Annotated in this window: 14 protein-coding genes, 1 tRNA gene and 3 rRNA genes; 4 read left to right on the top strand and 14 right to left on the bottom strand. The window is 55.7% G+C overall.

The window, feature by feature from the left end; genetic code table 11:
- Window positions 1-4: 4 nt before the first annotated feature.
- From secD to queA, 4 genes are all read right to left on the bottom strand, one after another.
- A complete protein-coding gene (gene secD / locus AB4P96_RS07200; RefSeq protein ID WP_017135939.1) occupies window positions 5-1,876 on the bottom strand; it encodes a protein translocase subunit SecD in 1,872 nt (623 codons plus the stop codon).
- A 62-nt stretch (window positions 1,877-1,938) separates the two neighbouring features.
- A complete protein-coding gene (gene yajC, locus AB4P96_RS07195) occupies window positions 1,939-2,277 on the bottom strand; it encodes a preprotein translocase subunit YajC (RefSeq protein ID WP_003175975.1) in 339 nt (112 codons plus the stop codon).
- A gap of 43 nt (window positions 2,278-2,320) precedes the next feature.
- The gene (gene tgt, locus AB4P96_RS07190; protein ID WP_003175976.1) at window positions 2,321-3,436 is read right to left on the bottom strand and encodes a tRNA guanosine(34) transglycosylase Tgt; all 1,116 of its coding nucleotides are present in this window, start codon (window positions 3,434-3,436) and stop codon (window positions 2,321-2,323) included.
- Between the two features lie 5 nt (window positions 3,437-3,441).
- Window positions 3,442-4,506, bottom strand: a complete 1,065-nt coding sequence (gene queA / locus AB4P96_RS07185; RefSeq protein ID WP_169985246.1) for a tRNA preQ1(34) S-adenosylmethionine ribosyltransferase-isomerase QueA — start codon at window positions 4,504-4,506, stop codon at window positions 3,442-3,444.
- Between the two features lie 108 nt (window positions 4,507-4,614).
- On the opposite strand from queA, the gene AB4P96_RS07180 reads away from it, so the two are divergent.
- Window positions 4,615-4,699: transfer RNA gene (locus AB4P96_RS07180), tRNA-Leu, on the top strand.
- A 444-nt stretch (window positions 4,700-5,143) separates the two neighbouring features.
- On the opposite strand, the gene rrf is transcribed toward AB4P96_RS07180, so the two are convergent.
- The 3 genes from rrf to AB4P96_RS07165 all read right to left on the bottom strand — a co-directional run bounded on the left by rrf (window position 5,144) and on the right by AB4P96_RS07165 (window position 10,117).
- A 5S ribosomal RNA gene (gene rrf / locus AB4P96_RS07175) occupies window positions 5,144-5,259 on the bottom strand.
- A 151-nt stretch (window positions 5,260-5,410) separates the two neighbouring features.
- Window positions 5,411-8,302: ribosomal RNA gene (locus AB4P96_RS07170) — 23S ribosomal RNA — on the bottom strand.
- A gap of 278 nt (window positions 8,303-8,580) precedes the next feature.
- Window positions 8,581-10,117, bottom strand: a 16S ribosomal RNA gene (locus tag AB4P96_RS07165).
- Together the 16S, 23S and 5S rRNA genes form the textbook arrangement of a ribosomal RNA operon.
- A 650-nt stretch (window positions 10,118-10,767) precedes the next feature.
- Between AB4P96_RS07165 and AB4P96_RS07160 the strand changes: the two genes are divergently transcribed.
- On the top strand, window positions 10,768-11,097 hold the full coding sequence (locus AB4P96_RS07160; RefSeq protein WP_017134664.1) for a hypothetical protein: 330 nt from the start codon (window positions 10,768-10,770) through the stop codon (window positions 11,095-11,097).
- 199 nt (window positions 11,098-11,296) lie between these two features.
- On the opposite strand, the gene AB4P96_RS07155 is transcribed toward AB4P96_RS07160, so the two are convergent.
- The 5 genes from AB4P96_RS07155 to AB4P96_RS07135 all read right to left on the bottom strand — a co-directional run bounded on the left by AB4P96_RS07155 (window position 11,297) and on the right by AB4P96_RS07135 (window position 14,991).
- Window positions 11,297-11,947, bottom strand: a complete 651-nt coding sequence (locus tag AB4P96_RS07155) for a glutathione S-transferase family protein (protein ID WP_017134663.1) — start codon at window positions 11,945-11,947, stop codon at window positions 11,297-11,299.
- A 47-nt stretch (window positions 11,948-11,994) separates the two neighbouring features.
- Window positions 11,995-12,630, bottom strand: coding sequence for a LysE family translocator (locus AB4P96_RS07150; RefSeq protein ID WP_236448194.1), 636 nt, complete (start codon window positions 12,628-12,630; stop codon window positions 11,995-11,997).
- Between the two features lie 535 nt (window positions 12,631-13,165).
- Window positions 13,166-13,474 (bottom strand): DUF3077 domain-containing protein, encoded by a 309-nt coding sequence (locus AB4P96_RS07145; RefSeq protein ID WP_017135426.1) that lies wholly within the window; start codon window positions 13,472-13,474, stop codon window positions 13,166-13,168.
- 474 nt (window positions 13,475-13,948) lie between these two features.
- Window positions 13,949-14,524, bottom strand: a complete 576-nt coding sequence (locus AB4P96_RS07140) for a PIN domain-containing protein (RefSeq protein ID WP_099549466.1) — start codon at window positions 14,522-14,524, stop codon at window positions 13,949-13,951.
- Window positions 14,521-14,991, bottom strand: coding sequence for a helix-turn-helix domain-containing protein (locus AB4P96_RS07135; protein ID WP_017135424.1), 471 nt, complete (start codon window positions 14,989-14,991; stop codon window positions 14,521-14,523). Before AB4P96_RS07135 ends, AB4P96_RS07140 begins: the two co-directional genes overlap by 4 nt.
- 191 nt (window positions 14,992-15,182) lie before the next feature.
- On the opposite strand from AB4P96_RS07135, the gene AB4P96_RS07130 reads away from it, so the two are divergent.
- Window positions 15,183-16,337, top strand: a complete 1,155-nt coding sequence (locus AB4P96_RS07130) for an S-type pyocin domain-containing protein (protein WP_395600633.1) — start codon at window positions 15,183-15,185, stop codon at window positions 16,335-16,337.
- A 6-nt stretch (window positions 16,338-16,343) separates the two neighbouring features.
- Entirely contained in the window at window positions 16,344-16,601 is a 258-nt protein-coding gene (locus tag AB4P96_RS07125; protein ID WP_169988399.1) for a colicin E3-like toxin immunity protein, read from the top strand.
- Window positions 16,602-16,798: 197 nt separating this feature from the next.
- On the opposite strand, the gene AB4P96_RS07120 is transcribed toward AB4P96_RS07125, so the two are convergent.
- Together AB4P96_RS07120 and AB4P96_RS07115 are read right to left on the bottom strand one after the other, a co-directional pair.
- Window positions 16,799-18,172: an ATP-binding protein gene (locus AB4P96_RS07120; RefSeq protein ID WP_395600632.1), complete on the bottom strand. Its 1,374-nt coding sequence runs from the start codon at window positions 18,170-18,172 to the stop codon at window positions 16,799-16,801.
- Window positions 18,169-18,831, bottom strand: coding sequence for a response regulator (locus tag AB4P96_RS07115; RefSeq protein ID WP_017135419.1), 663 nt, complete (start codon window positions 18,829-18,831; stop codon window positions 18,169-18,171). Before AB4P96_RS07115 ends, AB4P96_RS07120 begins: the two co-directional genes overlap by 4 nt.
- Window positions 18,832-18,892 lie beyond the last annotated feature (61 nt).

Raw genomic sequence — 18,892 nt, 5'->3', positions numbered from 1 at the left:
CCCCTTAAATCCACAACTTCTTGAAGTCACGTCCGCCAAAGATCAGGTTGACCATTGCGCGGGTCACCATGATGGCCGTGAACATCGAGGTAAAGATACCGAGGGACATGGTCACCGCAAAACCTTTGACCGGGCCGGTGCCCATGGCAAAGAGAATCCCGCCGACCAGCAGAGTGGTCAGGTTGGAGTCGAGAATCGCGGTAAATGCCCGGCCGAAGCCTTCGTTGATTGCACGTTGTACGGTCATGCCCGCCGCGATCTCTTCACGAATACGCGAGAAGATCAGTACGTTGGCATCTACGGCCATACCCATGGTGAGTACGATACCGGCGATACCTGGCAGGGTCAGTGTTGCGCCCAGCAGCGACATCAGTGCCAGCAGCATCACCATGTTGCCCGCCAGGGCCACGGTGGCGATGACGCCGAAGAAGCGGTAGATGGCGATGATGAACAAGGACACAAACAGCATGCCCCACAAGGCCGCATCGATACCCTTGGTGATGTTGTCGGCACCCAGGCTCGGGCCAATGGTGCGCTCTTCAGCGAAGTACATCGGCGCCGCCAGGCCACCCGCACGCAGCAGCAGTGCCAGCTCGGAAGATTCGCCCTGGCCATTCAGGCCGGTAATGCGGAATTGAGCACCCAGCGGCGACTGGATGGTCGCCAGGCTGATGATTTTCTTCTCTTCCTTGAAGGTCTGCACCGGCACGTCTTTCTCGACACCGTCGACCATTTGTTTGGTGTAGGTGGTGACCGGGCGTTGCTCGATGAAGATCACCGCCATGCTGCGACCGACGTTACTGCGCGTGGCGCGGCTCATCAGGTCACCGCCATGGCCATCCAGACGGATGTTCACTTCCGGAGTACCGTGCTGCGAATCGAAACCCGCCTTGGCGTCAGTCACCTGATCACCGGTGATGATCAAGCCACGCTCGATCAGCGCTGGAGGACGGTTGCCTTCACGGAACTCGAATTCTTCGGCAGTCGCGCGAGTCGCACCCGGCTCAGCCGCCAGACGGAATTCCAGGTTGGCGGTTTTACCCAGGATACGCTTGGCTTCAGCGGTATCTTGTACGCCTGGCAGTTCAACCACGATGCGGTTGGCGCCTTGACGCTGCACGATCGGCTCAGCCACACCCAGCTCGTTGACGCGGTTACGTACCGTGGTCAAGTTCTGCTTGATGGAGTATTCGCGGATTTCCGCGATCTTGGCCGGGGTCATCGCCAGACGCAGCACAGCCTGACCATTCAGGTCAGCCGGTACGATGTCGAAATCATTGAAGTTCTTGCGCACCAGGGCACGGGCCTGTTCGCGGGTCGCTTCATCAGAGAAGCCCAGCTGGATGGCACCGTTGAGCTGCGGCAGGCTGCGATAACGCACCTTCTCTTTGCGCAGCAGGCTCTTCACGTCGCCTTCGTAAACTTTCAGACGCGCGTCGAGGGCTTTGTCCATGTCGACTTCCAGCAGGAAGTGCACACCACCGGACAAGTCCAGACCCAGCTTCATCGGGTGCGCGCCAATGCTGCGCAGCCATTTTGGCGTGGTCTGTGCGAGGTTGAGCGCGACAACGTAGTCATCACCCATAGCCTTGCGCACGACGTCTTTGGCCGGCAACTGGTCTTCGGCCTTGGTCAGGCGCAACAAACCGCCTTTCGCATCAGACGCCAAGGTTGCCGCTTTTACCTGGATACCGGCGTCGGTGAGCGCTTTGCTCGCACGGTCCAGGTCAGCCTGATTGACCTGCAGCGTAGTGCTGGCACCAGTGATCTGGATCGCAGGGTCATCAGGATAAAGATTGGGAGCGGAATAAATAAAACCGATCGCCAGCACCGCCAGGATCAGTACGTATTTCCACAGAGGGTATTTGTTCAGCATCACGCCGCCCGCTTATAACGCGGGGCGCCTTGCGCGCCCCGTCGATTGGTAAAGGTTGTTACTCAGATCGCTTTGAGCGTGCCTTTTGGCAGCGTGGCGGCGATGGCGCCCTTCTGGAACTTCATTTCTACGGTGTCGGAGACTTCCAGAACCACGAAAGCATCGGAAACCTTGGTGATCTTGCCGGCGATGCCGCCAGTAGTCACAACTTCGTCGCCTTTCTGCAGGCTGCCCAGCAGGTTTTTCTGCTCTTTGGCGCGCTTGGCCTGTGGACGCCAGATCATCAGGTAGAAGATGACCAGGAAGCCGACCAGGAAAATCCACTCGAAACCACCACCCATAGGGCCGGCGGCGGCAGGCGCAGCGGCGTCAGCCATGGCATTAGAGATAAAAAAGCTCATTTAGCACTCCAGTTGCAAATAGTGAATCTTAGGGTCGGAAAACTCAGTCCAAGGGCGGCACAGGGAGCCCGCGCTTGGCATAGAAGGCATCGACGAAGGCGGCCAATGTACCCTGTTGAATAGCCTCACGCAAACCAGCCATCAGGACTTGGTAGTGACGCAAATTGTGGATGGTATTCAACATACTACCCAGCATTTCCCCGCACTTGTCCAGATGGTGCAGATAAGCACGCGAGAAGTTCTGGCAGGTGTAGCAGTCACAGGTGGGATCCAGCGGCGAATCATCATGGCGATGGAACGCGTTACGGATCTTCAGCACGCCTGTATCGATGAACAGATGCCCATTGCGGGCATTACGGGTTGGCATCACGCAATCGAACATGTCCACACCGCGGCGCACACCCTCTACGAGATCTTCCGGTTTGCCAACGCCCATAAGGTAACGAGGTTTGTCAGCGGGCATCAGGCCCGGCAGGTAATCCAGCACCTTGATCATCTCGTGCTTGGGCTCACCTACTGACAAACCGCCGATAGCCAGGCCGTCAAAGCCGATTTTGTCGAGGCCTTCGAGCGAGCGCTTGCGCAGGCTTTCGTGCATGCCGCCCTGGACGATACCGAACAGCGCAGCAGTGTTATCGCCGTGGGCGTTTTTCGAGCGCTGAGCCCAACGCAACGACAGTTCCATGGAGATACGCGCGACATCTTCATCCGCGGGATAAGGCGTGCACTCGTCAAAAATCATCACGATGTCGGAGCCCAGGTCGCGCTGCACCTGCATCGACTCTTCAGGGCCCATGAACACTTTGGAACCGTCCACCGGCGAGGCGAAAGTCACGCCCTCTTCCTTGATCTTGCGCATGGCACCCAGGCTGAATACCTGGAAACCACCGGAGTCGGTGAGGATCGGGCCTTGCCACTTCATGAAGTCATGCAGGTCGCCATGCTTCTTGATCACCTCCGTGCCCGGGCGCAGCCACAGGTGGAAGGTGTTGCCCAGGATGATCTCGGCGCCGGTCGCGACGATGTCACGCGGCAGCATGCCTTTTACAGTGCCGTAAGTGCCCACTGGCATGAACGCCGGGGTTTCGACGGTGCCACGCGGGAACGTGAGGCGACCACGACGAGCCTTGCCATCCGTGGCCAACAATTCAAACGACATACGACTCATAGTTGCTCCTCAAGGCCCGCTTCTTTAGGAGCAGTCGGCGCAGGGTTACGGGTGATAAACATCGCATCACCGTAGCTGAAAAAACGGTATCCATTATCGATGGCAGCTTTATACGCCGCCATTGTTTCGGGATAACCCGCGAAGGCCGACACCAGCATCAACAGCGTGGATTCCGGCAAATGGAAATTGGTCACCAGGCAATCGACCACATGGAACGGCCGGCCCGGGAAAATAAAGATATCGGTGTCGCCACTGAAGGGCTTGAGCACGCCATCGCGCGCGGCACTCTCCAGCGAGCGCACGCTGGTGGTGCCCACCGCCACAACACGACCGCCGCGCGCCTTGCACGCCGCCACCGCATCCACGACTTCCTGGCTGACTTCCAGCCATTCGCTGTGCATATGGTGGTCTTCAATATTATCCACACGCACCGGCTGAAACGTGCCGGCCCCCACGTGCAGGGTCACATAAGCGCTTTCGACACCTTTGGCGGCAATCGCGTCCAGCAGCAGCTGGTCAAAATGCAGCCCGGCTGTAGGTGCGGCGACAGCACCGAGGCGCTGCGAGTACACCGTCTGGTAGCGCTCGCGGTCCGAGTCTTCGTCGGGGCGGTCGATATAGGGAGGCAGCGGCATATGGCCGACGCGTTCCAACAGTGGCAACACTTCCTCGGCAAACTTGAGTTCGAACAACGCGTCATGGCGCGCAACCATCTCGGCTTCGCCACCGCCATCAATGAGGATGCTCGAGCCGGGTTTCGGCGACTTGCTGGAGCGCACATGGGCCAGCACGCGATGGCTGTCCAGCACCCGCTCCACCAGAATTTCCAGCTTGCCGCCGGACGCTTTCTGGCCAAACAGCCGTGCCGGAATCACCCGGGTATTGTTAAACACCATCAAATCGCCTGGGCGCAAATGCTCAAGCAAATCAGTGAATTGGCGGTGTGCGAGGGCACCACTCACCCCGTCCAGGGTCAGCAGTCGACTGGCGCGACGCTCGGCCAAAGGGTGGCGAGCGATCAGCGAATCAGGGAGCTCAAAAGTAAAGTCAGCAACGCGCATGATAGGGTTCGTCTAGCAGGGCCGGGGAGTCTAGCGGAAATAGTGAAAATAGACCATGAAACGTGATTGACCAACGGTAATCTCATCTCTATACTTCGCCGCCATTGAGCCCTGATGGCGGAATTGGTAGACGCGGCGGATTCAAAATCCGTTTTCGAAAGGAGTGGGAGTTCGAGTCTCCCTCGGGGCACCATCTTAAAGAAAGACCTTGAATTTCAAGGTCTTTTTTTTCGTCTGTAGAAAAGTGAGATTCCAGCGCTGGCCGCCGCAATGGCGCCCAGAAGGCAAAATCATGACAGAACAAGCCCTATGACCATAAGCCCTTTCAAAACCTCGTGAGCGCCTTCAGAGGCCGTCGGAGCGTTGCGATTATCCTACCGCCCTCGACCTGAATAACGACCTTGCACGATCTGATGAACCTGGGATGCAGCAGAGCGTCGGCACCCATGTCGATACGAGCATCGAGCCAGTCTTCTGGAATGGCAAGGAGGCGAGCTTCTGGAGGCGTCCTGACGCGTGCTGTGCACCCGTTAGTGCGCATTGATGGTGGCTTTTTCGCGGAATAGCTTGCGGGACTCTTTTCGAGCGCGCAAAACAAAACCCCATCTGCTTTCGCAAATGGGGTTTCGGAATTTAATCTTGACGATGACCTACTCTCACATGGGGAAACCCCACACTACCATCGGCGATGCATCGTTTCACTACTGAGTTCGGGATGGGATCAGGTGGTTCCAATGCTCTATGGTCGTCAAGAAATTCGGGTACTGAGTCGTAGCCAGTTGGCTTCGCTTCAGCAAATTGGGTATGTGACAGCTTTCGGTGTTTTGTGAGCGTCGAACTTTCGGTTCATCTCGTCTTCACACACCGCAATCTGGCCTTTCGACTCAAATTGCTTGGGTGTTATATGGTCAAGCCTCACGGGCAATTAGTATTGGTTAGCTCAACGCCTCACAGCGCTTACACACCCAACCTATCAACGTCGTAGTCTTCGACGGCCCTTCAGGGAACTCAAGGTTCCAGTGAGATCTCATCTTGAGGCTAGTTTCCCGCTTAGATGCTTTCAGCGGTTATCTATTCCGAACATAGCTACCCGGCAATGCCACTGGCGTGACAACCGGAACACCAGAGGTTCGTCCACTCCGGTCCTCTCGTACTAGGAGCAGCCCCTCTCAAATCTCAAACGTCCACGGCAGATAGGGACCGAACTGTCTCACGACGTTCTAAACCCAGCTCGCGTACCACTTTAAATGGCGAACAGCCATACCCTTGGGACCGGCTTCAGCCCCAGGATGTGATGAGCCGACATCGAGGTGCCAAACACCGCCGTCGATATGAACTCTTGGGCGGTATCAGCCTGTTATCCCCGGAGTACCTTTTATCCGTTGAGCGATGGCCCTTCCATACAGAACCACCGGATCACTAAGACCTACTTTCGTACCTGCTCGACGTGTCTGTCTCGCAGTCAAGCGCGCTTTTGCCTTTATACTCTACGACCGATTTCCGACCGGTCTGAGCGCACCTTCGTACTCCTCCGTTACTCTTTAGGAGGAGACCGCCCCAGTCAAACTACCCACCATACACTGTCCTCGATCCGGATAACGGACCTGAGTTAGAACCTCAAAGTTGCCAGGGTGGTATTTCAAGGTTGGCTCCACGCAGACTGGCGTCCACGCTTCAAAGCCTCCCACCTATCCTACACAAGCAAATTCAAAGTCCAGTGCAAAGCTATAGTAAAGGTTCACGGGGTCTTTCCGTCTAGCCGCGGATACACTGCATCTTCACAGCGATTTCAATTTCACTGAGTCTCGGGTGGAGACAGCGCCGCCATCGTTACGCCATTCGTGCAGGTCGGAACTTACCCGACAAGGAATTTCGCTACCTTAGGACCGTTATAGTTACGGCCGCCGTTTACCGGGGCTTCGATCAAGAGCTTCGCGTTAGCTAACCCCATCAATTAACCTTCCGGCACCGGGCAGGCGTCACACCCTATACGTCCACTTTCGTGTTTGCAGAGTGCTGTGTTTTTAATAAACAGTCGCAGCGGCCTGGTATCTTCGACCGGCATGAGCTTACGGAGCAAGTCCTTCACCCTCACCGGCGCACCTTCTCCCGAAGTTACGGTGCCATTTTGCCTAGTTCCTTCACCCGAGTTCTCTCAAGCGCCTTGGTATTCTCTACCCAACCACCTGTGTCGGTTTGGGGTACGGTTCCTGGTTACCTGAAGCTTAGAAGCTTTTCTTGGAAGCATGGCATCAACCACTTCGTTAACTAAAAGTTAACTCGTCATCAGCTCTCGGCCTTAGAATCCCGGATTTACCTAAGATTCCAGCCTACCACCTTAAACTTGGACAACCAACGCCAAGCTGGCCTAGCCTTCTCCGTCCCTCCATCGCAATAACCAGAAGTACAGGAATATTAACCTGTTTTCCATCGACTACGCTTTTCAGCCTCGCCTTAGGGACCGACTAACCCTGCGTCGATTAACGTTGCGCAGGAAACCTTGGTCTTTCGGCGTGGGTGTTTTTCACACCCATTGTCGTTACTCATGTCAGCATTCGCACTTCTGATACCTCCAGCAAGCTTCTCAACTCACCTTCACAGGCTTACAGAACGCTCCTCTACCGCATCACTTACGTGATACCCGTAGCTTCGGTGTATGGTTTGAGCCCCGTTACATCTTCCGCGCAGGCCGACTCGACTAGTGAGCTATTACGCTTTCTTTAAAGGGTGGCTGCTTCTAAGCCAACCTCCTAGCTGTCTAAGCCTTCCCACATCGTTTCCCACTTAACCATAACTTTGGGACCTTAGCTGACGGTCTGGGTTGTTTCCCTTTTCACGACGGACGTTAGCACCCGCCGTGTGTCTCCCATGCTCGGCACTTGTAGGTATTCGGAGTTTGCATCGGTTTGGTAAGTCGGGATGACCCCCTAGCCGAAACAGTGCTCTACCCCCTACAGTGATACATGAGGCGCTACCTAAATAGCTTTCGAGGAGAACCAGCTATCTCCGAGCTTGATTAGCCTTTCACTCCGATCCACAGGTCATCCGCTAACTTTTCAACGGTAGTCGGTTCGGTCCTCCAGTTAGTGTTACCCAACCTTCAACCTGCCCATGGATAGATCGCCCGGTTTCGGGTCTATTCCCAGCGACTAGACGCCCTATTAAGACTCGCTTTCGCTACGCCTCCCCTATTCGGTTAAGCTCGCCACTGAAAATAAGTCGCTGACCCATTATACAAAAGGTACGCAGTCACAGAACAAAGTCTGCTCCCACTGCTTGTACGCATACGGTTTCAGGATCTATTTCACTCCCCTCTCCGGGGTTCTTTTCGCCTTTCCCTCACGGTACTAGTTCACTATCGGTCAGTCAGTAGTATTTAGCCTTGGAGGATGGTCCCCCCATATTCAGACAAAGTTTCTCGTGCTCCGTCCTACTCGATTTCATGACTAAGAGATTTTCGCGTACAGGGCTATCACCCACTATGGCCGCACTTTCCAGAGCGTTCCGCTAATCTCAAAGCCACTTAAGGGCTAGTCCCCGTTCGCTCGCCACTACTAAGGGAATCTCGGTTGATTTCTTTTCCTCAGGGTACTTAGATGTTTCAGTTCCCCTGGTTCGCCTCTTACGCCTATGTATTCAGCGTAAGATAACCATCTTATGATGGCTGGGTTCCCCCATTCAGACATCTCCGGATCAAAGTCTGTTTGCCGACTCCCCGAAGCTTTTCGCAGGCTACCACGTCTTTCATCGCCTCTGACTGCCAAGGCATCCACCGTATGCGCTTCTTCACTTGACCATATAACCCCAAGCAATCTGGTTATACTGTGAAGACAACATTCGCCGAAAATTCGAATTTCTCAACTAAGAGAACTCACAAATTTTACCTTAGCCTGATCCGTTACCAGTGAAAGTAACGTTCAGTCTATCTTTCTATCACATACCCAAATTTTTAAAGAACGGTTCTGAAAAAGATCAGAGCTAATTATTCGATTCGAATAGTTAGCTCTGCACTTTTACAAACGCATGAATCAAGCAATTCGTGTGGGAACTTATGGAGCAGCTGATGTCGTCGATTAAGGAGGTGATCCAGCCGCAGGTTCCCCTACGGCTACCTTGTTACGACTTCACCCCAGTCATGAATCACACCGTGGTAACCGTCCTCCCGAAGGTTAGACTAGCTACTTCTGGTGCAACCCACTCCCATGGTGTGACGGGCGGTGTGTACAAGGCCCGGGAACGTATTCACCGCGACATTCTGATTCGCGATTACTAGCGATTCCGACTTCACGCAGTCGAGTTGCAGACTGCGATCCGGACTACGATCGGTTTTGTGGGATTAGCTCCACCTCGCGGCTTGGCAACCCTCTGTACCGACCATTGTAGCACGTGTGTAGCCCAGGCCGTAAGGGCCATGATGACTTGACGTCATCCCCACCTTCCTCCGGTTTGTCACCGGCAGTCTCCTTAGAGTGCCCACCATGACGTGCTGGTAACTAAGGACAAGGGTTGCGCTCGTTACGGGACTTAACCCAACATCTCACGACACGAGCTGACGACAGCCATGCAGCACCTGTCTCAATGTTCCCGAAGGCACCAATCTATCTCTAGAAAGTTCATTGGATGTCAAGGCCTGGTAAGGTTCTTCGCGTTGCTTCGAATTAAACCACATGCTCCACCGCTTGTGCGGGCCCCCGTCAATTCATTTGAGTTTTAACCTTGCGGCCGTACTCCCCAGGCGGTCAACTTAATGCGTTAGCTGCGCCACTAAAAGCTCAAGGCTTCCAACGGCTAGTTGACATCGTTTACGGCGTGGACTACCAGGGTATCTAATCCTGTTTGCTCCCCACGCTTTCGCACCTCAGTGTCAGTATTAGTCCAGGTGGTCGCCTTCGCCACTGGTGTTCCTTCCTATATCTACGCATTTCACCGCTACACAGGAAATTCCACCACCCTCTACCATACTCTAGTCAGTCAGTTTTGAATGCAGTTCCCAGGTTGAGCCCGGGGATTTCACATCCAACTTAACAAACCACCTACGCGCGCTTTACGCCCAGTAATTCCGATTAACGCTTGCACCCTCTGTATTACCGCGGCTGCTGGCACAGAGTTAGCCGGTGCTTATTCTGTCGGTAACGTCAAAACAGCAAAGTATTAATTTACTGCCCTTCCTCCCAACTTAAAGTGCTTTACAATCCGAAGACCTTCTTCACACACGCGGCATGGCTGGATCAGGCTTTCGCCCATTGTCCAATATTCCCCACTGCTGCCTCCCGTAGGAGTCTGGACCGTGTCTCAGTTCCAGTGTGACTGATCATCCTCTCAGACCAGTTACGGATCGTCGCCTTGGTGAGCCATTACCTCACCAACTAGCTAATCCGACCTAGGCTCATCTGATAGCGCAAGGCCCGAAGGTCCCCTGCTTTCTCCCGTAGGACGTATGCGGTATTAGCGTCCGTTTCCGAACGTTATCCCCCACTACCAGGCAGATTCCTAGGCATTACTCACCCGTCCGCCGCTCTCAAGAGGAGCAAGCTCCTCTCTACCGCTCGACTTGCATGTGTTAGGCCTGCCGCCAGCGTTCAATCTGAGCCATGATCAAACTCTTCAGTTCAAACATCTTTGGGTTTTTAAGAAACCCTAAACTTGGCTCAGCAATCGTTGGTTACATCTTTGATTTCTCGCGGAGTAACTTGTGATGCTGATAATCTTGTTGACTATCAGTCTGACTCCACAAGCACCCACACGAATTGCTTGATTCAGTTGTTAAAGAGCGGTTGGTTAAGATCTTTCGTCTCAACCGAGGCGCGCATTCTACAGCAGCCTCATTTGCTGTCAAGTGATTTCTTTATCAAAATCAACTACTTGAACCAGAACCGGCTTCAAGCTGCTCGTCAGCGGGAGGCGAATAGTACAGCATTCAAATATGTGGTCAACCCCCTTCCTGAAATTCTTTTCGATTAATCCACAGTGCCACGGTTGCAGCTATATAGAGTGTTCGATCGCCTGACAGCGCGGCTCATGGCAAACGCGCGACCTCGCCCAGGCGTTACGGTTTGCAATCGGCGGCGAGGAAAAGCCGGCGAATCAGCAGACCTGACATTTGCGTAGGCGCGCAATGCCCCTTCAGCCCCTGACTATCAAACCGGCTCTCACCCACTTTTACACAGGTCCGAAAGAAAGCCATTGAAATTCAAGGGCTTTTTTTTCGCCTGCAGAAACGTGAGTATGTGCGGGCGAACGCAGACATGAGGAATCGGAACCATGGAATTGACGCTGGAAGCTGTTGCGCTTTTTGCTCTCAAGCTGGTGCATGAGACGGACGGCGCGAGCCCGTTGCTGCGCGATGACCTGGTGATGGATGGGTATGAGCGCGAAGTGTTTGGGTTGTTGGTGCGCCAGGGGGATTTGGCGACGATTCAACGCAAGCTCAATGAGTGCATTGCCCAGGCCTTGAATGCACTAGGCGGCGCCGACACGGTGCTGGGCCGTGAACTGCTCAAACTGTTTACAGATGTGCAACAGGCCAGCAGCCTTGATGAGCTAAGTACCCCGCTGATTACCCTCAAAGACTATCTGAAAGATATCCAGTGAGTCGGTGATCAACATACCGGCCAGGTACACCATCAATACGGCTACGCCAGCGTCCAGGCATCGCCAGACCACGGGCGTGCGAAACAGCCACGCCAGCTGCTGACATCCCAGCGCCAACCAGATTAACGGCGCCGGCAGGACTCGCTGAGCAACAGCTTTTCAAGACCAGAAGTTTCAACGCCCCTTCTGATCCCCTCGGCTAATAATCCAACCGACCGAAAAGCTCTTCGAAAGGGATCATGACGTGCTCGCGATAAGCTTCACGCTCCCGGAGTCTTTGATACCACGCCTCAACGTGAGGAATGAGTGGGCGGGAAATAGCTAAAGAGAAGTAACGGTACAGATGTGTGCCAACAGTAATGTCTGCCAACGACAAACGTTCCCCACCCAGAAAGGGCTGCTCGCTCAAGACCTGGTCAAGTAACTCAAAATATTGATCGCAGAGGCTGATGCTTTTTTCGATAGCTTGCGGATCCCGCAACGCCTCAGGGGTTCGGTAAAAGCCCCAAAACACACCATTTAAAAACGTCGGCTGCAAGCTGGTTTGAGACCAATCCATCCAACGGTCAACTTGAGAGCGCTGAGCTGGGTCCTCACTCCAGAAACCAGATGCCCCATGACGCGCGGCAAGGTATCTGAGAATACTGTGCGACTCCCACACCACTGTCCCGTCGTCATCTTTTATGACAGGCACGCGCCCATGGGGGTTCATGCGCAGAAACGCTGGCGAATCCTTGAGGCCGTATTGGCCGCCCGCGGAAATATGGCGGTGGGCCAGACCTAACTCACCTATAAGCCACATGACCTTCTGAACATTGAATGACGAACGTCGCCCCCACACTTCAAGCATGCAACCTCCTGTTAACCACCCCTAACTACAACGTTGCAACCACCCTCTTACCGCCGCCCTTCAACCGCCATCCGCACAGCCAAGCCCATCAGCACCGAACCCATCACCCAACGCTGAACCGCCTGCCAGCCTGGACGGGTGACGAAGAACACGGCGATGGAACCCGCCATCATTGCAATCACCGCATTGACGCTCACGCTGATGGCAATCTGCGTAAAACCCAGGATCAGTGATTGCATCAGCACACTGCCATGCCCATTCGGGTCAATAAACTGCGGCAACAACGACAAATACATCACCGCCACTTTGGGGTTCAGCAGGTTGGTCACCAAGCCCATCATGAACAACTTGCGTGGGCTGTCCTGGGGCAAGTCCCGCACTTGAAACGGCGACCGGCCACCCGGCTTCACCGCCTGCCAGGCCAGGTACACCAGGTACAACGCGCCACCGAGCCGCAACGCGTCGTAGGCAAACGGCACCGCCATCACCAATGCGGTAATCCCCAGCGCCGCGCAGAACATATAAACAAGGAAACCCAAAGCAACGCCACCGAGGGAAATCATCCCGGCCGTGCGCCCCTGGCAGATCGAGCGGGAAATGAGGTAAATCATGTTCGGCCCGGGCGTCAGCACCATGCCGAGGGAGATCAGGCCATAAGCAAGCCAGCTGGACAGTTCGGGCATGGTGTCGCTCCTGCAGTATTGTGCTGGGTGCCATGGTAGGGCGTTGAAAAGCAGGGCGTTAGATACAGATCCGCGAGCAAAACGTCATACACCGCTCACGGTAAGGCACATGATCGACTTCGCCTCGCTGCCGTACACAAACATTGCGCACGTTTGATCTGGATTCTGCAGGCAAAAAAATACCCTGGCGTCCCAAGGTCTTTTTTACTGCTAACGCTGCTTCAACAGATGTACACCGACCGATGTGGGAGCTGGCTTGCCTGCGATGACCATAGGTATCTACACAGCCGGTTAACACAAAGTCTGTGGTAGGTGGGCTGTTGTGGCGAGCAGGCTTGTCCTGCGTTGGGCTGCGAAGCGGCCCCAGTAAAGGCACTGCAATTTTCCTGAAAGTACTCAGTGTCAGGGTTTGGGGCCGCTTCGCGGCCCAACGCAGGACAAGCCTGCTCGCCACAGGAGAAAGTGGCGGCCTTCAAAAGTTGTGTAGATACCTATGCTGCGATGACGCCAGCCGCCACACCCTCAAACCACCCACTTACACCGAAACAGCGTCCCCCTCCTCCATCACCCCATTGGGCAACATCCCATTCGCCAAATCATCCACCACCGCCTTCGCCATCTCCCCCAAATAATGCGCCGCCCAGGCATAACGGTCCGCGCCTTTGTCCATGGCCGCATCCAATGCGAGCATTTTGGAACAGTGCAGCAACTCGGAAGCATGCTCCAGGGCATCACGAATGGGCACGCCGGCATTGACGCGAAATAGACGGTGCAGGTTGGGCTGTTTGCCGCAGGTGGAGAAGGTGATGATGCCGAGGGTTTTGTTGAGAGGTGGGTTGATCATTGGGCACCTTCGGGCTGGGCGGTGGTGTGGGTTGCAGTATTACAAGGATAAAACCTTTCAGAAATGATCATTGGTATAGCTCCCATTCTTTATAGAGAGCTGCCCCATTCGTTTCCAGGCGAATGGGTGGCAGCTGTGCGCAGGCTGGAAACCGGGGGAATAGGCAAACCCGGCAGACTCGAAAGTCTCCCACGCACAGCCGCCATAACACGCATATGCTGGCACAAAAATGGCACCAGCGGTCGTGATAAATGGTGGCGCCTATGCGCCTATACCCACGGGTTTCCAGGCCCGGTCGCTGATTCGCAGCGACGAGCGAGAACTTAGCTTTAAAAAACAGATGATCAAAGCCGAGCCTTGTGACGAAAAATGTCATGAGGCTGGTACGGGGGTAAATGCCTGTTCTTTCGAGGAGGCCAAAGATAAGCAAGCCAACCAGAGTGATGCCCAGCAAATAGGCCCGCTCATTCGAACCTACAACATCACCCCATATGGCCCAAGCACCTTACTCGTCTGCACCAACCCCTGGCGCATCAACATCTCAAGATAACTCCCAGCCTCCATCGGCGGCCGCTTCAACGTCCGCCTTTGCTTCTGCGCCGCCCCCAACACCGCCGCCTGATCCAAATCCCACAGATCCGAAATAAAGTCATCCGGATGCATAGGCTCAATGTCATAGGCAGCCAGGATATGCGCCGGGAAATCTTTCAAATTGAAGGTCACGATAACTTCAGCCTTGCTTCGAATCGCCGCCGCCAGCACATGACGGTCATCAGGATCAGGCAAATCCAAACTCGAACACAGATCCTCGTACCCCGTCACCAATGCATCGGGTATCGCCTTATCCATCAGCGCCGACGTGCAATTGACTTGCTCAGCCGTAAGATCCGGTCGGTTTTTGAGAACGTTGCGCTTCCACTCCTCATGGATCTGGCTCGTCCATCGAGCTCGATACAGTCCCGACAAACCAAGCCACATCAGCAAATCCCGGAGTGCCGCCGGGTAGAGAACACACGCATCGTATACCGCAGTAAACGGCGAACACCTCATCCGTCATACCCCATTCCCAACGCCTGAGCTTGTTGCGCCAGCGCTTCCATTGCCTCTTGGCTTTCTTCATCACGGCGCTGCTTGAACGCCATCAGATCCGAAAACCGGATTCGCCGATGCCGGCCCGTTTTTGTAAAAGGAATGGCGCCCTCCTCCAGCATCTTGACCAGGTGCGGGCGCGAAACGTTGAGCAGGTCGGCGGCCTCCTGAGAGGTCAATTCGGCATGCACCGGCACGACCTTGACGGCGTTACCGATAGCCAATTCGCCCAGGATGTCGACCAACAGGCGCAGGGCTGAGGTCGGGAGTACAAGTGTGTGGGGTTTGTCTTCTTTGTCGAAGATGTCGATGCGCTGGGTTTCAAATTTGGTCGAAAGCAAAGATGCCAGTTCTCGCTGGCCTTGCACGGCGGCTTCGACTTCCTTTTCCAGCGGCAGGATCGTTTTGGGGAGTTGATTGGTGATCATGATGCAGCTCCGGTGTTACGCAATTCGGTTGAATCAAAGCTAAACGAAACAAACGAAAATCGCAATAATCGAAACAGTCCTGGCTAACCATACGCCAGTCTCCTTTTCCCACACCAACCATCGAACGAAGCCGACATAAGCCTCCGCTCCCACCTCATAGGCTCACTCCCACACAAGGAAGTGAGCCAGTCATGTCAGAACGCTCGTACCCCATTACCGAAGAAGAACAACTCAAACGGCGGATCCTGACGCCGCAGCCGAAGCGCGCGCCTTATTCACCGCCGATTGATTTATTTGAGCCGCCTCCCACCCCAGCGCCAACACCCGCCAAACCGCCAGGCTGCGTCTTCACAAAACCCTGCCAACTGCCCAACGGCATCATTCGCTACAACGACCCCACCGGTTACGTACCGCTGGAGTTGATCAAGGACTACGGCCATTTCAGCCTGTTGGGTGGCCACGAGGTAGACAGCCGTGGCGCGGTTGCCTTGCGCAAGATCAGCGGCAGTGCCCTGCCTGTCGGCTTGGGGCAATTGGCGTTGCGATCGGCGGCAGTGGAGTCGGCAGCGACTGCTGTTGGTACTGTCGCCGGTGGGCTGTTGAGTGGGTTGGTCGCGTTGTTATGGCCATCGGCGCTGGGCGATAGCGCGCTCTACAGCGAGGAGCAATTACGCTCGCTGCAACGGGCACGGTCGCAGATGCGTTTGCATGTCGAGCAGCGTGAGGACGGCACACTCAAGGGATATGGGTTTTACACGGGCAACAACCCCGATTGGCAGATGATCGATGTGGTGCAGTTCCAAAGCCGTGGCGATCAGTTTGTGGCGGATTTGGGTGAGGGCGTGGAGCTGATCTGGACGCCAGCGGTTGATCCGCGCGACACGCTGGGGATTCCCGCCTTGGAGGCTGCGCCGCAAGCGCCGGTGATCTGGATTTATCCGCCGACGGAGAAGGCGGCGCAGATTCTGGTGAACCCGATTTACCCACCGCAGTATCGGGATTTTATTCTGGTGTTCCCGGTGGAGTCGGGGGTTCGGCCGCTGTATGTAGTGGTGAGTGTTCGGGCTGGGGATCACAAATACCACAAGGCGCCTAAAGAGGAGCAAATAAGCGGCTTTCTAAACCTGATAAAAACAAAGCCTAAAACTCCAAAACAGGGTGGTGGCGGGTTAAGAGAGCGCTGGATTGATGAAAAAGGACGAACGATTTATGAATGGGACTCACAACACGGCGAGCTGGAAGCCTATCTGGCAAGTGACGGAAGCCACCTCGGGGCTTTCAGTCATATAACCGGCGAACAGCTAAAGCCGGCAAAGAAAAAGCGAAACATCAAAAAATACTTGTGAGGCCGCATGGGACTTAAAGTGAGATTGGAATGGTTCGACAAAACCACGGAATACGCGTGTGGCACGGAAGACTCAAAGGACTTGGGCGAGGACTACTCCGTCGTTACAAAGCTTGGGCTCTCGAAGGGAGAGGCCGTGAATAACGGTATGTTTGAACTACGCCGGGATTGGCTAACGCATGTGCAACCATTCTTCGTTCATGAAATCGTTCTTTCGAAAAGCGACTATTTCATTGCTCTCGATTACGAAGCTGCACAAATGTGAGCTCACTCGGAAAAACTAGATCCCATGCGCAGTGGTTCGCTGATAAACAAGAAACTCCGCCCGTCTCTGAATACCTGAGGGTACTCACGGTCGAGATGGACGTGCAGCAGTTCTATCTTTGGGGCTGCTTCGCAGCCCAACGCAGGGCAAGCCTGCTCGCCACAACGAGGCCGTTGGCTCGTAACAGGTGGGGATCATTAATCGGTTATGTTACGCGGCACTTTCTGGTCAAAGACCAACTGCGCGCACAAGCCGCCCTGCTCCAAATTTCGCAGGCTCAACGTACTGCCAATCTTCCCCACAATCATCTCCACAATCGCCAACCCCAACCCGGCGCCATTGGCGTTATCCCGGCTGTAAAACCGCTCAAACAAGCGCCCCATCTGCGCCTCATCAATCCCCGGCCCTTGGTCCTCCACGCGCAAACCATTAACGCCGATCACCACCCGTACCTCGCCACCCACCGGCGAAAAGTTAAGCGCATTGGTCACCAAGTTTTGCAACGCAATCGCCAACGCCACCGGCTCGGTTTGCACCCAACATTCTTCATCGCCTTCCAGCACCAGCTCCACGCCTTTCTCCATGGCCAGGGGCGTCAGCTCGGCGAGTTCTTCACGCACCAGTTCCGTCAGTTGCACGGGCTTGCGCACGGGGTTGCTCAGTTGTGGCTCGATGCGGGCCATGGTCAACAGTTGGCTGCCAATGCGTGTGGCGCGGTCGACGCCGTTTACCAGAAAGTCCAGGGCTTCGCGCCGTTGTTCTTCGGTGGCAGCGCTTTGGGCGTTTTGCGCGTGGATGCGCAGGATCGCCAACGGTGTGCGCAACTCGTGGGCGGCGTCGGCGATGAAGCGGCGTTCGCGTTCCAGCAGGTCGTCCATCTGCACCAGCAACCGGTTGAGTGCGGTTTGCATCGGCTCCAGCTCGCTCGGCAGTGGGTTCACGTGCAGCGGTTGCAAGGCGTTGGTGTTACGCCCGCGCAGCTTGCGGGCCATGGTGCGCAAGGGCGTCAGCCCCCAGCCAATGGCCAACCAGATCAGTACGGTCAGCAGCGGCACGCCTATCACGGTAGGCCAGAGGGTGTGGCGCACGATACGCTCGATCACACTCTGGCGAACGTCGTCACGCTCGCCCACCCAAATCAGCAGGCCTTGTTGCGGGTCGGCGAGGAGGAAGGCGCACCAGTCGTTGCCGCTGTCCATCAGGTCATGGGCGCCGAGTGTAGTGGGCGGTTCTGTGAGGACAGGTGCTTCGGCAGAACGCATGAGCAGTTGCCCGTCGCTGCGCCAGACCTGGAAGGTCAGCCGGGTCTCATAAGGATGGGCCACGCCCTCCTCGCCCACGCGGCTCATGGCCTGGTCGAACGCCTCGTACAAGCGGCCCCAGTCTGCGTCGCCAGGTTCGCGCTGGCGCAGTACGCCTTGCAGCAGGCGGGCACTTTGGGCAAGTTGGGCGTCGTAGACTTCTTCGATTTCGTGGTGGCTGTCGCGCAGCACCAGCCAGCTGATCAGGGCGTCGCCGAGCAGGATCAGGACCAGCACCGGAATAATGATGCGTGCGCGTACCGAACTCATGGTTTGAGCGCCAGCACATAGCCCACGCCGCGCACAGTGCGGATCAGCTCTGTGGATAACTTCTTGCGCAGGTTATGGATCAACACCTCCAACGTATTGCTTTCCACCCGGTCCTGCCAGCCATACAGGGCGCGAGACAGCCGCTCGCGGGTCACAACTTTACCGGGGCGCACCATCAGTTGGTGCAGCAGTTGGTATTCCATCGGGGTGACGATGATCTCATCGCCCTGGTAGCGCACTTGCTGGGTGGCCGGGTCGAGGCTGACGCCGGCGTGTTCGAGCATGGGTTGGGCGCGGCCCTGGCTGCGGCGCAACAGCGCGCGCACGCGGGCTTTGAGTTCCTCGACATCGAAGGGTTTGATCAGGTAGTCGTCGGCGCCGGCATCCAGGCCGGCGATGCGTTCGGCGGTGCCATCGCGGGCGGTGAGGATCAGCACCGGCAGGTCATGCTGCCCGGCGCGCAGTTGCTGCAACAGGTCGAGACCATCGAGGCGCGGCAGGCCGAGGTCGAGCAGCAGCAGATCAAAACTTTCGGTGCGCAGGGCGTGCAAGGCGCTGAGGCCGTCTTGCAGCCAATCCAGGGTGTAGCCTTCGGCGCCCAATGCCACGCGAATGCCTTGGCCGAGGGCGCGATCATCTTCGACGAGGAGTAGGCGCATAGCGAAATCTCTGTAGGAAACGGCGAAATCATGCCGGTTCTACGCAGGGCTATTCGGGCAA

The sequence above is a fragment of the Pseudomonas sp. B19125 genome (genome assembly GCF_044218855.1).
Taxonomy (GTDB): domain Bacteria; phylum Pseudomonadota; class Gammaproteobacteria; order Pseudomonadales; family Pseudomonadaceae; genus Aquipseudomonas; species Aquipseudomonas edaphica.
The sequence above is the reverse complement of the archived record's forward strand: the minus strand, read 5'-3'. Positions and strand labels throughout refer to the sequence as shown.